The following is a 13945-nucleotide window of genomic DNA, read 5'->3' as shown; positions in this document are numbered from 1 at the left end:
TAGGTTGTGGCCATGAGCAATCTTGAGCGCGAGGCGGCCCCCTCCCTGTGCGGTGGCCGCGGCTTCGTGGTGGCGGAGCCGGTGCGTGAACTCCTCAGCCCTCGCCGGGTGAAGCTGGGCGAGTCAAGCGAGGTCCGCCGGCTCCTGCCCAATCTCGGCCGCCGCATGGTCGGAGCCTGGTGCTTCGTCGACCACTACGGCCCCGACGACATCGCCGACGAGCCCGGCATGCAGGTGCCGCCGCACCCCCACATGGGTCTGCAGACCGTGAGCTGGCTGCACGAGGGGGAGGTACTGCACCGCGACTCCACCGGCAGCCTCCAGACGATCCGCCCGCGCGAACTCGGTCTGATGACCTCCGGCCGGGCCATCAGCCACTCGGAGGAGAGCCCGCGCTCGCACGCCCGCTTCCTGCACGGCGCGCAGCTGTGGGTCGCGCTCCCCGACGGCCACCGCCACACCGACCCGCGCTTCGAACACCACGCCGACCTGCCGGTCGTCACCGCGCCCGGCGTCAAGGCGACACTGATCCTCGGAGACCTCGACGGCGCGACGTCACCCGGCACGGCCTACACCCCGATCGTCGGTGCCGACCTCGCCCTGACCCGGGGCGCGGACGTACGCCTCCCCCTGGAACCGGACTTCGAGTACGCCGTGCTGTCCATGTCCGGCGAGGCCCACGTCGACGGCGTCCCCGTCCTCCCCGGCTCCATGCTCTACCTCGGCTGCGGCCGCACCGAACTGCCCCTGCGGGCGGAATCGGACGCGGGCCTGATGCTCCTGGGCGGCGAACCGTTCGAGGAGGAGCTGATCATGTTCTGGAACTGGATCGGACGGACGCAGGAAGAGATCGAGCAGGCGCGGCAGGACTGGATGGAAGGGACGCGGTTCGGTGAGGTGAAGGGATACGAGGGCGATCCGCTAGCTGCTCCGGAGCTGCCGCCGGTGCCGTTGAAACCGCGAGGGAGAGTGCGCTGACCTGCGGAAACGTGTCAGCTTTGGTGGCGGCCGGGCGGAAGGTCGTCGCGTGCCAGCCGCTCAACGAAAACCGTCATACCAGCTCAACGGCCGACCACGCCATAAAGGACGAAACGGTGCGTCCTGGAACGAGACAGACGCAAGCCTCCATGCACCCCAGCCGTCACCCCATCCGGCCATCGAGAATTGACCGGACCAGCCGTCACATCAGCCCCGCAGCCCTGCATCACGCAAACAAGGAGGTAACGGCGTATACGAGATGAAAGCGACCTCTCAGACGTCGTTTCTTATGGCTGATGACGGCCTGCAAATCGCTTAGCAGGGGGTGACTTCAGGGTCGACTGGGGGCAGCGCCCAGGGTTCCAACGTGCCATCGCAGAGTTCTGCGAGGAACTGGACGGCGCCACCCTCGTAGTGCCACCAGCCGCCGTTGCGCGAGGCGATGGTGACGAGCCACTGCTGTGGGTTGTCCCCAGTTGTGCTCCATAGGAATTTGTCGCCCTCGTTGGACTCTGCCCATGGCAGTAGGCCGCCCTTTGCGGGATGCGGGCGCAGGCCGATGGACATATCGGCCTGCCACCACGCGTGGATGACCCCTTCAAGGTCGGAGCGGATACCGCGGAGCCGGTGGTGCTCTTCGCCCAGTTCAGGTAGGCCGACGAGGAGAAAGTCTCCGAGGGCGAAGGTGGGGTACCACTCGGCGAGGCGCTTGTAGTCGGCAGGTAGCGCGGTGCCCAGGCCGTCTTCGAGCACGGCCCAGTTGAGGACAGCGGGCTCTGATCGGCGGTACTCGGCCAGTCCAGGCACAGCACGTTCCAGTGCCGCGATCGCCTCTTCCGGCTCTGTGATGCGGTGCATCGGTGTCTGTGTGCCGATCAGATCGTCAGTCATGCGAGCAGCGTGTCAGACCCGTCTGACATCAGCGCCACTGATGCCGCCCGGCCTGTCGCAGAGGCCACCGTGCCCTGTGCCGCAGGCTTTCGAGGGGAAGCGGGTTTACCGAGAGCCAGGCGAGGGCGGCAGGACGGCATTCACCGGAGTGCCGGCCGCGGTCTGAGCATGGCCTTCTTCCGCAACGAGGCGGAGCACGCGCTCCCGTTCCTGGCGGCCCCAGGTCTCCTTGGTCACGAGGATGCCGACGAGACCGATCAAGGCCGCGCCGAGGTAGAGCACCGCCGCGCCCGGCCACCCGAAGGCGCCGACCAGGGCGGCGGCGAGCAGGGGTGCGAAGCCGCCGATGGCCGCGGCGACTTGGTAGCCGAGCGAGGCGCCCGAGGTACGAGTGGCGGTGCGGAACTGCTCGGTGAGCAGAGAGCCCTGGGTTCCTGTGAGCGATGCGTGGATGAGGCCGATGCCGATGATGAACACCGTCACCACCAGGGCGGGCTGGGCGGAGTTGGCGAGCAGATACATCGGGAAGGCGAAGAGGATCGCCGCCGTACAGGCCGTTATGTAGATGGGGCGGCGTCCGATGCGGTCGGTGAGTGCGCCGGCGAGGAAGGTGACTGCTATGGCGAGGACGCTGGCGGCGGTGATCGCACCGAGGGCCACGGGCCTGAGGTCGGGGTGGCGTTCGGTGATGTAGTTGAGCAGGTAGGTCGCGGTGGAGTAGTAGGCGAAGGATTCCACGACGCGCAAGGCGATGACACGCAGGATGCCGCGCCAATCGCCGGCCAGGGTCGCGAGGAGCGGGTTCTTCTCGGTCTTGCCGCTTGCCTGGACCTCCTGGAACTCGGGGGATTCCGTGAGACGGGAACGTACGATCAGCGCGACGATCACAAGGACGGCGCTGAGCAGGAAGGGTGTCCGCCACTGCCAGCTGCCGTGGAGGGTGTCACTCCACGCGAACACGCCGCTGGCCAGAGCGATGCCCAGAGGATTGCCGGACTGGGGGATCGCGGCGAACATGCCGCGGCGGTGCCACGGCGCGTGCTCGTAGGCCATGGTGATCGCACCGCCCCACTCGGCACCGAATGCCAGGCCCTGAAGCATGCGGAGGGCCACGAGCAGGATCGGTGCGAGCACGCCGACCTGTTCGTAGGTCGGCAGCGCGCCTATGAGGAAGGTGGCGGCACCCATGACGAGCATCGCCGTGACGAGGACGGGCTTGCGGCCGACCTTGTCGGCGAAGTAGCCGCCGATGGCTCCTCCGAGCGGTCGCATGACGAAACCGACGGCGAGGGTGGCGAAGGAGAGCAGGGTGCCGACGAACCGGTCGCTCTCGGGGAAGAAGACCGCTCCGAAGTAGAGCGCGGAGGCGGTGCCGTATGCGATGAAGTCGTAGTTCTCGACGCTGGTGCCGAGGCCCGCGGCGACTGCTGTCTTGACGCGGTCCTTGGAGCCGAGCACGCTTCGCCGTCCGGCGGGGGCGCTGGTGGACATGGGGGATCTCCTTTGTGGGTCGCCGGAGAGAAGCCGGCGTCTGCGCAGTGAGGAGGATGGGGCCGCACGAGGGGAGGCCGGATCCTTCGACTGGGTGCTTCTGGGCATGACGAACAGGCGCCCGGCGCAGTCGTTCGCGGGCGGGGAGTTCGGTGTCAGCGGAAGAGAGAGTTCACCCGCTCAAGGGGTGTGCGGGCGGCTTGTCAGTTGGCCTGGGCCAGGGCGTCGAGCGCGTTGAGCTTGGCGACCCGGCGGCGGGTTTCCTCGTCGTCGTCGAAGACGGCACCGAGGAACTCACGGACGATGTCGGGCACGAGTGCGTGCGGGACCAGCCAGGCCCCGATGGCGATGGCGTTGGCGTCGTCGTGCTCGACTGCTTGGTGCGCGGAGTAGGGCTCGTGGGCGAGGCCGCAACGGACGCCGGGCAGTTTGTTGGCGGCCATGACGGCGCCCTGGCCGGTGCCGCATACGAGCACCGCCCGATCGGCGGAGCCAGAGAGCACCACCTCGCAGGTGCTGCGGGTGATGTCCGGGAAGTCGACAGGGTCGCAACTGTGGGTGCCGCAATCGATCACCTCGTGACCGAGAGCCTCAATGGCCTGGCGGACGGCGTCTTTGAGCGGATATCCGGCGTGGTCCGCGCCGAGGGCGACCTTCATCGGTGGTTCCTTTCAGGGCGGGCGCACTGCCTGCCGTCGGATTGGGGAAGGAGGTTGTGGTGCTGGGTCTGGTGTGACAGCGACGGTGAGTGCGTGGTGCGGGTGTTGGTCGCACGCTGCGCCACCGCGTAAGCGCAGCCGACGGCCTTGCCGGGCATTGCACGCTCGGCGCCGGGCCCCTAGGGGTGCTCTGCACCTGGGCGGCGGTGCCTGTGAAGACGCCGGGACCGCGGGCGAGGAAAGGGTGCAGGGCGGCATCTCCGTCGACGGCGTCGGCCTCGAGGTGGACTGCACAGTAACGCCGTGACGACGCGGATGGCTGAGGGAGCCGGCGTCCTCGGTGGGGGCGGCGCCGAGGGCGATCCGCATGCTCATCGGATGTCCTGCGCGGACCGGTCGGCGAAGGTGGTGGGGACACGCTGTCCGAGTGCGGCGCCGCCGGCGATGAGGTCGACGAGCCCGCGTACACCGAGCCGGCCGATCGACGAAGCGTCGTTGCGGACCGCGCTGATGGGCGGAGAGGCGAACTCGAACCAGTCGAGGTCGTCGAAGGAGACGACTTCGATGCGGGCGGCCTGCTCTGCGCCGAGCCGCTCACGCAGGGCGCGCACGGCTCCCAGGGTGGTCAGACCGTTCGCACCGAACACGGCCGTGAACGTGACGCCACGGTCGAGGATGCGGGACATGGCCTCGGCCGCTCCGCCAGCCAGGAAGTCACCGGCGTCGAGCAGCCTGTCGTCGGTGCTGATGCCGTGTGCCTGGCGCCCGGCGAGGTAGGCGGCGCGGCGCTCGGCGCCGGTGGAGATCGAGTCCGGGCCTCCGATGAAGGCGACGTCGCGGTGGCCGCGGCGCTGCAGCCAGGCAAGCACCTGCTGCACGCCCTGAGCGTTGTCCGTGCCGTACAGCGGGGCGTCGACGCCCTCGATCGTGCGGTTGAGGAACACAACCGGCAGTCCGGACGCGAGCGTGGCGGTGACTTGCGGCGAGACGGTGCTCTGCGGTGAGAACAGCAGGCCGTCGATGCGCTGAGCAGCGAAGGTCCGAAGGTATGCGTCGGCCTGCTCGGCGTCCTCGTTCGCGTTGGCCAGCAGCACGGTGTATCCGTGGCGGCGCGCCTCCTGCTCTGCGGCGTGAGCCAGTTCGGAGAAGAACGGGTTACGGATGTCCGAGACGAGCAACCCCAGTACGTCCGTACGGGCACGCCGCAGCGAACGGGCGGGGCCGTTGGCGATGTATCCCAACTCGGCGGCGGCCGCGAGCACACGGGCACGAGAGTCGGCCGAAGTCTGACTGCTGCCGCTGAGCACACGGGATGCGGTACCCAGCGCGACGCCGGCTCGTGCCGCGACATCCTTGATCGTGGCCATCCACCCACCTCCTTACGGAAACGTTTCCATGAACGGAATGAGAATAAGATCGCACATCGATCGCGAGATGAGCAAGGGTCGAAACAAATGCAGCAACGAGCTGCCCCTGGTCGACAGGGTGCCGGCGGTGGACCGCGTCGTCGGACGACCCCGGCGATGGCCCGGACGAGGGTCGGCGAGGCTTCGATGGAGTCCGTGTCGTGTGCTCGCACAGCTCGAGGGCCCGCTTGCCGGGCATGTCCCTTCTCGATTTGGACGAGGTGCTTCGTCCCGTTCCGTCATAGAGCGTGTGTGCCAGTCGCGCCGGGTCGGCGTGGAGTATCAGTTGGCCGGGGTACCGACCCGCTCCGCCAGAAGGGTGGGGGCCTCGACGCCTGCGGGCAGCAGTGGTCTGGCTCCAGGTCGTCCCACGTGACGCGCAGCGGCAGAACGCCTGTCCCCAGGCCGAGTCGAGCGTCCACGCCAGCGCCGTCGTCCGGTGCTCCGGTGCGTATCTTGACGAACGCCTCGTCCAGGGGGAGAGCGAGCAGCGCCGTTACGGCGAGTTCCGTGTGGCTGGGACGGCGGGCCCCGGGTCATGGTCGACAGGGGCAAAGCCATGCCGGGCCAGTAGGCCGGGAGCTCCGAGCCCGGGGAGCACGATGAAGGCAACGGGGGCACGCTCAGCGCGCGGTCGACTCCTGGGTGGTGCCGGGAGCCGGGTACAGGGCGGTGCCGTTGCCCAGCCGGGACGGGTCGAGGTCCAGCGCGAGGGCGGCGGTGGCGCCGACGTCGGCCAGGCTGTCCGCGTCCGGCAGGAGTTGTGGGACGCGGAATTCGGGGCGATGGATGAGCACCGGCACGTACTCGCGTGTGTGGTAGGCGTGCCCGATGGTCGGGTCGTTGCCGTGGTCGGCGGTGAGGATGAGCCGGTCGCCGGGCGAGTCGAGCAGCGCGATCAGCTCCGCCAGCCCTTCGTCGACCTGGCGCAGGACGTCGCCGTAGCGGTCGGTCTCCTGCTGGTGCCCGGCCAGGTCGCTCTCCTGCACATTGGCCACCACCAGCCCGTCGCCGGTGGCCGCCCGGAGGGTGTGCCGCAGGACGTCGGCGGTGGGCACGGCGGGGCGGCGTACCGCCGTCTCGCACCGCAGGATGTCGGCGGCCTTGCCGACCAGGGTGACCGGGAGGCCGGCGCGCGCGGCGAGTTGGGGCAGCTGCCGGGTGTGGTCGAGCGGCGCGCCCAGGTGCACCACCTCCAGGCCGCCGTTGCGGTAGAAGCCGCACGCGGGGGTGTCCAGGCCCACGGTGCCGCCGTCGCCGGGACGTACGAAGCCGGGCAGCGGGCCGTCGGCGTGGCCGCCGACGGCGATGACGCGGGCGACCGGGGCCGGCGTGCGGACGGTGCGGGCGATGGCGGTGATGTCCTCGAACGGCAGATCGTCCAGGCGCGCCGAGACATTCCAGTTGATGCCGGGGTCGGCCTCCAGGTTGTCGTGCACCAGGGCGACGCCGTCCACCAGCAGCGGCCCGCCGCCCAGGGGCTCGACGGTGTGTCCGGCGGCGCGCAGAACGGCGGTGACCTCGTCGAGGTGTTCCCCGAGCCGGGCCACGGTGACCCGGCTGAAGTCGGCGCCCATCATGGTCTGGTGGCCGGCGAAGGTGTCGGCGCCCGGGTAGCCGAGTGCCGCCCGGCCGGCCGCGACCGGCAGCGGGGCGTCGTCCGCCAGCCGGGGGTGGGGGTGGACGAGGCCGAGGCCGAGCGCGGTGAACGCCGGCAGCCGCAGTCCGGGGCAGTGGTCCAGGATGTGGCCGAGGGTGTCGGCCTGCCGGTCGCCGGGGCGCAACCGGCCCGCGTCGGGCATCGCGCCGATGCCGAGGCCGTCGACGACGACGATGACGGTGGTGCTCATGGGGGTGCCTTTCAGTACCGACGGCCCAGCGGGTCGTACAGGCCGGTCAGGCGCGGCCGGCCGGAGGAGAGGCCGGCGACGACGGCGACGTTGCTGCGGGTGACGAAGACCTGGGTGCGGAAGGCGAAGAGTGCGGTGTCACCGGTGCGTACGTCCTGGCCCCCGGCGGGTGCGCCGAGCAGCCGGTAGTAGTCGATGTTCGCCGCGGGGGCGTCCTGGACGGGCAGCCGCAGGCCGGTACGGGGCAGCAGCGCGTCCTTGACCGCGGCCCGGGCGTAGAAGCCGCCCCCGTAGACCGCCGGGCGGCCGTCGGCGAGGGTGTGCGCGACCTCGGAGACATAGACGTAGGCGGGACGCTCGGGCTGGTGTGGATCGACGGCGTGCAGCGGGGTGGTTCCGGTCAGGGCGTGGCCGGGCTCGCCATGGGTGGCCCCGTGTTCGGCCAGCAGCGGCAGCGTCGCCATCGAGGTGGCGCTGGGCGCGCTCAGCTTCAGAGCGTGGTGGCCGCGCGCCCGCAGGGTGTCCAGGGCGGCATGTGCGAGTTCGAGGTTGGCGGTCGGCCGTGGCTGTCCGGTGACCGGGTCGCACAGCACGCAGGGGAAGGCGGTGACGCCGGCGATGCGCACGCCGGGGAGCCGTTCGGCCTCCGCGGCGAAGGCGTCGAGGCCGGTGAGCGGGACGCCACCTTCCTGGCCGGGATAGACCGAGCCCTCGGCGCCTTCGAGACGGATCAGGATGCCCTGCACCATGCCGAGCCGCTGGGCGGCCGCCGAGACGGCGCGCGCATTGGCCAGGTCGAAGACGGTGACGGCCTCGGGCCGCCAGGCGAGCATCTCCTCCAGCGCGCGGCCGGGAATCTGCACCAGGTGGCCGAGGTTGCCGGCCCGGGCGCCGGAGGCGTGCAGCAGGCGGGCCTCGGGCGGGTCGATGGCGGCGAACTTCGGGATGTGCCGGGCGACGGCCTCGATCAGCTCGGGGTTGCGGCCGACCTGCTTGACCACGAACCAGAGGGTCAGGCCGAGCCGTTCGGCCTCGGCGGCCAGCAGAGCGGCGTTGGACCCGATCGCATCCAGGTCCATCACATAGGTGTCGGGCGGGATCTCTCCTTCCTGGTGGAGCCGGCTGGCAGCGTTCACCAGGTCCGGGTTGCGGGTCAGGACGGTGTCGAGGAACACGTTCAGTCCTTGAGGTCGTGCAGCGAGCGCCGGAGAATCTCCAGGACCAGGTCGGCGCCGGCCCGCATTGGGTTGACGCGGACGGTCCAGTCGGCGAGTTCGGGGGCGTCGTCGAGGGAGGAGCTGGACATTCTGTAGAACATCGGGGCGATCTCGTAGCGGGAGTTGGCGCCCACCGGATACGGTGCGGCGCCGTGCCGGGCGGCGACCGCGGGCAGCTCCTTTGCCACCGGACGGGTCAGCCGCACCATCAGGCTGCGGTCCTGCGAGCTGGCGATCCGCACCTCGGCGACCCCAGGCACCTCGCCGGCCGCCAGCCGTTCGGCGATCTCGCCGGTCACCCTGGACTGCACCGCCCACATCACCGGCACGTGGGTCAGCGCGCGCAGTGCGTCCAGTGCCTGGTGGCCCTGGACCTGGCCGCCGCCCGAGTAGTTGTCCGCGCGCACCCGGTCGATGAGGTCCTCGGCGCCGACGACGATGCCGACACCCTCCGGGCCGTGCAGCTTGAACAGCGAGAAGCACGAGGCGTCCGCGCCGAGCTGGGTGCCGTTGCGGGGCACCCGGAACGCGGCGTAGTTGTCGTCCACGACGGTCCGTACCCCGGCGGCGCGGCAGGCGGCGAGGACCTCGGCGAGGTCGTAGGAGTCGGTGAGCCGCTGCCGGGAGTGCTGCACGTACAGCCAGCGGAAGCGACCCGAGTCGAGCGCGCTCCGCAGAGCCGCCGGATCGTTGAAGTCGGCCTGCTCGGTGGCGGCGCCGAGGCCGCGCAGGGTGACCTCCGTGGTGCGGTAGACCGGCGCGTCGTGGATGAGCAGCGGTTCGCCGGAGCCGACCGCGGCGGTCAGCGCGGCCCGGATGGCTCCGGTGCCGGCACCCTGGACGAACGCCGCGGCGGGCGCGCCGAAGTAGTCCGCGAGCACGGCCTCGACCTTGGCGGTGGTGGCCGGACGGCCGAGGCCGGGCACCACACCCGCGTCGGCGGTGAACAGCTCCTGCCCCTCGAAGTGCCGTGCGGTGCACTCCAGCAGCCGGAACTGCTGCGCCGCGGCGTCCTCCACCTCGACGTAGGACAGGGGGAAGGTCTGCGGGAGGGCCGGCTGCGCGGCGCAGGCGGCGGCTGCGGGGTCGGGTGCGGCGTTCATCGTGTCTCCTCTGTACGGGTACCGGTCAGGAAGCGCACCGGGTTGCGCCGTGTCATCAGGTCGATCAGGTCGTCGTCCGCCCCGGCGGCCCGCAGCTGTGGCAGGAACGAGCGGAACAGATGGCCGTACCCCTGTCCGCCCTCGGCCGTCAGATAGCCGTGTCGGGAGATGTCGCAGGAGAGCAGGACGCGGTCGGCGTGCCCGGCCTCCAGCAGTGACAGCAGCAACCGCAGCCGGGTGGCGTCGCTCTGGTAGTTCTCCTTGCCTACGGTGTCGAACGCGATGTACGCCCCCGCCTGTGCCAGCCGCCGGTGTACTCCGGGGTCGTCCAGCAGGTCCTGGTGGCCGAGGCTGACCCGGTGTGCGGGCAGGCCCTCCTCGGCCAGCACGGCGAGCTGGGCCAGGCCGCCGTGGCCGAGGTGGCAGTGGGTGGCCAGGGACAGGCCGGTGCGGACGGCGGCGCGGGCCGAGGCCCGCAGCGTCTTCTCCTCGGCCGCGCCGATCACGTCGCCATGCGTCCCGACCTCGCCCAGGACACCCGGCGACACCCCGGTGCCGTCGATGCCGTTCTCGATCTCGCGGACCAGAACGGCGGCCAGCTCGTCGGCGTCCCGGGCGGCCGTGACCTCGGCGGGGTGGAACGCCTCGTAGTACCAGCCGGTCGCCGCGACGACGGCGACATCGGACTCCCGCGAGATCCGGGTCAGCGTGGCGACGTCCCGGCCCATGCCGCGGCAGGTCAGTTCGACGACCAGGGCGAGGCCGAACTCCTCGCGCAGCGCGGCCAGTTCGGCGGTGACCGGGGCCGCGTGCGCGCCGGGCAGCAGCGCGGCCTCGCCGTCGGTGTCCCGGCGCAGGTCGGCGACGAGGTGCTCATGGGCGAGCACCGGGCCGGTGACGAAGGCGGCGGCCAACGGCCCGGTGACCGTACGGATCACGCTCATCGTCAGGCCACCTTGACCGGGGTGAAGAGGTCCAGCCAGTACAGGACGTTGAGCAGGATGCCGCCGACCAGGACCGCCGCGGGTGCCGCCGCCATCCGGACCACCACCCGGCCCATCGCCTCGTTCAGCAGGAAGAGGCCGCCGACGATGAGGATGCCGAGCCCGCCGCCCATGGCGTTGGCCGCCATCAGCGAACCGAAGAGGATCGCCAGATCCAGGGTGTTGCTGATCGCGTTGCGCAGGTGCTCGGAGGAGTCGCGGACGGAGGGCAGCTTGCCGAGCCACTTGCCGATGTACGACAGGGCCAGCACCTCGCCGGCGAAGACCAGGGCGCCGACGACCGCCGCGACCCAGGGGTTCGGCATCAGGTAGCCGAGCGGAGCGACCAGGGTGAAGCCGGCGATGCCGTAGGCGCCGGAGGCCAGTGCGGTGGTGGCGATCAGCGGGATGAAGCCGAAGACGCGGTAGAGGTCGACCTGCGCGGCTTCGGCGTACTGGCCCTTGGCGATCAGGAAGCTGGTGGCCTCGCCGCCGCCGAAGATGTGCATCTGGCCGAGGACTGCCAGTCCCGCGCCCAGCACCATGAAGACGGGCAGGTGCTTGCGCAGCCGCGCCGCGCTGGCGCTGAACAGCGAGGCCATCGGGTCGTCCGCGTCCGGCACCGGCTCGGCGACGCCCGCCTGGCGGTCGGCCCGGCGCTGCTTGAGGTCGCGGACGACGGCGAAGCCGATGAGCATCAGCACACCGGCGGCCATGGCCAGCGCGCCGGCGAACAGGTCCGGCCAGAGCTTCATGGTCAGCAGCACCATGGCCAGTTCGACCACACCCGCGATGCCGCCGCGCAGCCGGCCGAACTGCTTGGTGATGGCCAGCACGGGGAACAGCGTGAAGAGGAACAGGATCGGTGTGGACATCTGCTGCATGGCCGTCAGGAAGTCGACCGGCAGCTCGTGCGCGACGCGGTTCGCGCCGCTCAGCCCGAAGACCACCACCGCGCCCCAGGCGGCGCCGAGGATCGGGGCAAGCCACTTCTTGGGCGACAGGATGCCGAGGATGTCGGTCGGCAGGAAGACCAGCCAGGGGTTGAGCACCCCCGAGGACAGGGCCATCGGCGCGCCAAGTCCGAAGATGAACCCGGCCGACAGCCCGAAGGCCACCGCGGTCATGGCGTTGCGGGTCGTCCGTCCGTGGATGAAGTCGAGCATGAACGGGCGGGCGCCGTCGTTGAAGACGGCCAGGGCCATGTGCGATATGTAGGCGGTCAGCGCGCACAAGGCGATGACGAGCAGCTTCTGCGCCGTGGTGAAGTCAAGGCCGGCGCTCGCGGCGGCCAGGGTGGTAGACACGGGGACTCCTTCGTCGCCCGGCCGCTCAGGCGGTGCGGTTCGCTATGGCCCGGGCCATGAGCGGGGCGACGACGTCGATCTGGTCGGTGGCGAAGCCGAAGACCCTCTTGCCCTCCTGGAGCAGTGCAGTGACGGTTTCCTCGGTGGGGACGGAGCGGCCGAAGGTGTGGCAGGCGTCCCGGCCCATCAGGCCGACCAGGACACCGAGCGACGCGCCGGCGCCGGTGTGACAGGTGCCGAGGAAGTAGTCGGCCTGCCGGGCGCGCAGCTTCATGGCCGCGTCCATGTCGTTGGAGACGGTGACTTCGAGGCCGTCGAGGGCGAGTTCGCCGATGGTCTGCGCGACCTCGGACTTGCCGACGCCGCCGGTGAGGATCTTCGCCATGGTGGGGCCTTTCGAAAGGGGCTGCACAAGGTGGCCGGTACTGGACGGTTCCGGGGGGAGACGAGGGGGAGAAGAGGGGTGCTCGGGCTTTGTTCAGGACGCGGACGGGGTGGACGGGGACGAGCGCTGGGCGAGGACGGCGAGGTGCATCGCCAGGAAGTTGACCTCGGACTCGGGGAGCCGGGCGCCCAGTTCCCGCTCGGCCCGGGCGGCGGTGGCCCGGGCCCGCTCCACCGCCTCGGGCCGCTCGGCGAGTTCGGCGGCCACCTGCTCATCGGTGAGGAACTGCTCGATCGGCTCGCCGTCCAGGAGCCGGGTGAGCGCGTTGACCAGATGGCTGGTCAGCATGCCGGCGGTGTCCTCGGTGACGGTGTAGCCGACGGCCGTCAGGGCTGCCAACTCGTCGGTGACAAACGCGACGGCCTGCGGTCGGACGTGGTCACTGTCCCGGAAGAGCTGTAGCCGCTGGGCCAGCCTCTGGTCCATCGTGTTCCCTTTCCTCAACGCGTGCCTCGGGACAATGCCTCGAGACAAGAGAGATCAGAACTTCGGACGCCGGCGCCATGGGCCGGCGGCCGGATCGCCGGCGGCCCCGTTCAGCAGGAGGGCAGGCGCCTGTCAGTAGGAGGGCAGACGCTTGCCGCCCAGTACCTCGCTCTGAACGGCGGTGACCACCGACAGGTCGAGGAGTTCTCGCACGACCGTGAGCGCCTGCGCTTCCCGGGTCCGCCCGATGATCGCGGCGCTGGAGTTGCGCAGGCTCAGGTCGCGGGTGATCTCGTCGCCGAGCGGCAGCGCATCGACACCGGGGCCCAGGCCCGCGTGGACCTCGTCGAGGTTCCAGACCGTGGCGTCCACGTCGCCTCGGGCGAACAGGTCGGGCAACTGCATGTACGACGCCTCCACCCAGGTCACCTCGCGCCCGGCGAAGGCCCGCTCGGTGAGCATCCGCTGGTCCTCGGAGGCCGAGTCGACGGCGACCCGCAGCCCGGCGGCGTCCGGATCGGCACCGTGCCGCAGCAGCAGGCCGTGCGCGCCCACATAGGTGGCCGGGCCGAGGTCGGCGACGAGTTCCACCGGATGCTGCTCGACCAGCCGGTCGGCGGCGAACCGGGAGAGCACCACCAGGTCGGCCTTGCCCTCGATCAGCGCCGCGGCGCGGGTGCCGGCTCCGCGCATGAAGGTGATCGCGAAGGGTGCGCCGGCCTCCTCGAAAGCGGCGCGCAAGCCGGTGGCCAGGCCTTCGTAACGGCGGGAATACGGCAGCGGCATCGAGGCGAGCAGGGTGCCCAGCCCGGACAGCCGCCACAGGACGGCCCGGTCGGAGCGGACCAGGAAGGTGCCGAGATGGCCGCGGGCGACCGTTTCGATCGCCCCGGACTCCTCCAGCAGTTGGAGGGCGGCCTGCACGGTGCCGTTGCCCACGCCGAGCCGTTGCGCAAGGTCGCGCACCCGGGGCAAGCGGGTGTCTTCCTTCTGGCCCAGCAGCAGAACCGCGAGCTGCCGGGCAGCCAGTCCGTTGCGGGTCAGAAACCGTTCGTCGGTTCCGTTCACGGAGCAGACAGTAAACAGGATTCTGGATATTGACAACTGTTCACGCACGGCTCGACCAGCCCACGCGCGGGACCAGCCGGAAGCCCGCATGACGGGGCGGGCCACCGCCGCAGGCGCGGGA

The 13945-nt window shown here is 70.7% G+C and carries 13 protein-coding genes; 1 reads left to right on the top strand and 12 read right to left on the bottom strand.

Features of this window, described 5'->3' with window-relative positions:
* The first annotated feature begins 12 nt into the window (after window positions 1-12).
* Entirely contained in the window at window positions 13-978 is a 966-nt protein-coding gene (locus tag IGS69_RS02775) for a pirin family protein (protein ID WP_190896613.1), read from the top strand.
* A 315-nt stretch (window positions 979-1293) separates the two neighbouring features.
* Here the strand turns inward: IGS69_RS02775 and IGS69_RS02770 are convergent, their stop codons facing one another.
* The 12 genes from IGS69_RS02770 to yhfZ all read right to left on the bottom strand — a co-directional run bounded on the left by IGS69_RS02770 (window position 1294) and on the right by yhfZ (window position 13824).
* Window positions 1294-1869, bottom strand: a complete 576-nt coding sequence (locus IGS69_RS02770; protein ID WP_190896611.1) for an SMI1/KNR4 family protein — start codon at window positions 1867-1869, stop codon at window positions 1294-1296.
* Between the two features lie 105 nt (window positions 1870-1974).
* Entirely contained in the window at window positions 1975-3360 is a 1386-nt protein-coding gene (locus IGS69_RS02765) for an MFS transporter (RefSeq protein ID WP_190896609.1), read from the bottom strand.
* Between the two features lie 203 nt (window positions 3361-3563).
* Window positions 3564-4019 (bottom strand): RpiB/LacA/LacB family sugar-phosphate isomerase, encoded by a 456-nt coding sequence (locus tag IGS69_RS02760; protein WP_190896607.1) that lies wholly within the window; start codon window positions 4017-4019, stop codon window positions 3564-3566.
* A gap of 371 nt (window positions 4020-4390) precedes the next feature.
* Window positions 4391-5386, bottom strand: a complete 996-nt coding sequence (locus IGS69_RS02755; protein WP_190896605.1) for a LacI family DNA-binding transcriptional regulator — start codon at window positions 5384-5386, stop codon at window positions 4391-4393.
* 662 nt (window positions 5387-6048) lie between these two features.
* The gene (locus IGS69_RS02750) at window positions 6049-7275 is read right to left on the bottom strand and encodes a phosphopentomutase (protein WP_190896603.1); all 1227 of its coding nucleotides are present in this window, start codon (window positions 7273-7275) and stop codon (window positions 6049-6051) included.
* Between the two features lie 11 nt (window positions 7276-7286).
* Complete coding sequence (locus tag IGS69_RS02745; RefSeq protein WP_190896601.1) at window positions 7287-8450, bottom strand: alanine racemase; 1164 nt, start codon at window positions 8448-8450, stop codon at window positions 7287-7289.
* 2 nt (window positions 8451-8452) lie between these two features.
* A complete protein-coding gene (locus IGS69_RS02740; RefSeq protein WP_190896599.1) occupies window positions 8453-9595 on the bottom strand; it encodes an aminotransferase class V-fold PLP-dependent enzyme in 1143 nt (380 codons plus the stop codon).
* Window positions 9592-10539, bottom strand: a complete 948-nt coding sequence (locus IGS69_RS02735) for a phosphotriesterase family protein (RefSeq protein WP_190896597.1) — start codon at window positions 10537-10539, stop codon at window positions 9592-9594. Before IGS69_RS02735 ends, IGS69_RS02740 begins: the two co-directional genes overlap by 4 nt.
* Before the next feature lie 2 nt (window positions 10540-10541).
* Window positions 10542-11885: a YhfT family protein gene (locus tag IGS69_RS02730; RefSeq protein ID WP_190896595.1), complete on the bottom strand. Its 1344-nt coding sequence runs from the start codon at window positions 11883-11885 to the stop codon at window positions 10542-10544.
* A gap of 25 nt (window positions 11886-11910) precedes the next feature.
* Entirely contained in the window at window positions 11911-12270 is a 360-nt protein-coding gene (locus IGS69_RS02725) for a DUF2620 domain-containing protein (protein ID WP_190896593.1), read from the bottom strand.
* Window positions 12271-12363: 93 nt separating this feature from the next.
* Complete coding sequence (locus tag IGS69_RS02720) at window positions 12364-12756, bottom strand: PRD domain-containing protein (RefSeq protein ID WP_190896591.1); 393 nt, start codon at window positions 12754-12756, stop codon at window positions 12364-12366.
* 132 nt (window positions 12757-12888) lie between these two features.
* Window positions 12889-13824 (bottom strand): GntR family transcriptional regulator YhfZ, encoded by a 936-nt coding sequence (yhfZ, locus tag IGS69_RS02715; RefSeq protein ID WP_190896589.1) that lies wholly within the window; start codon window positions 13822-13824, stop codon window positions 12889-12891.
* Window positions 13825-13945 lie beyond the last annotated feature (121 nt).

This window comes from Streptomyces tuirus, assembly GCF_014701095.1.
Taxonomy (GTDB): Bacteria; Actinomycetota; Actinomycetes; order Streptomycetales; family Streptomycetaceae; genus Streptomyces; species Streptomyces tuirus.
The sequence above is the reverse complement of the archived record's forward strand: the minus strand, read 5'-3'. Positions and strand labels throughout refer to the sequence as shown.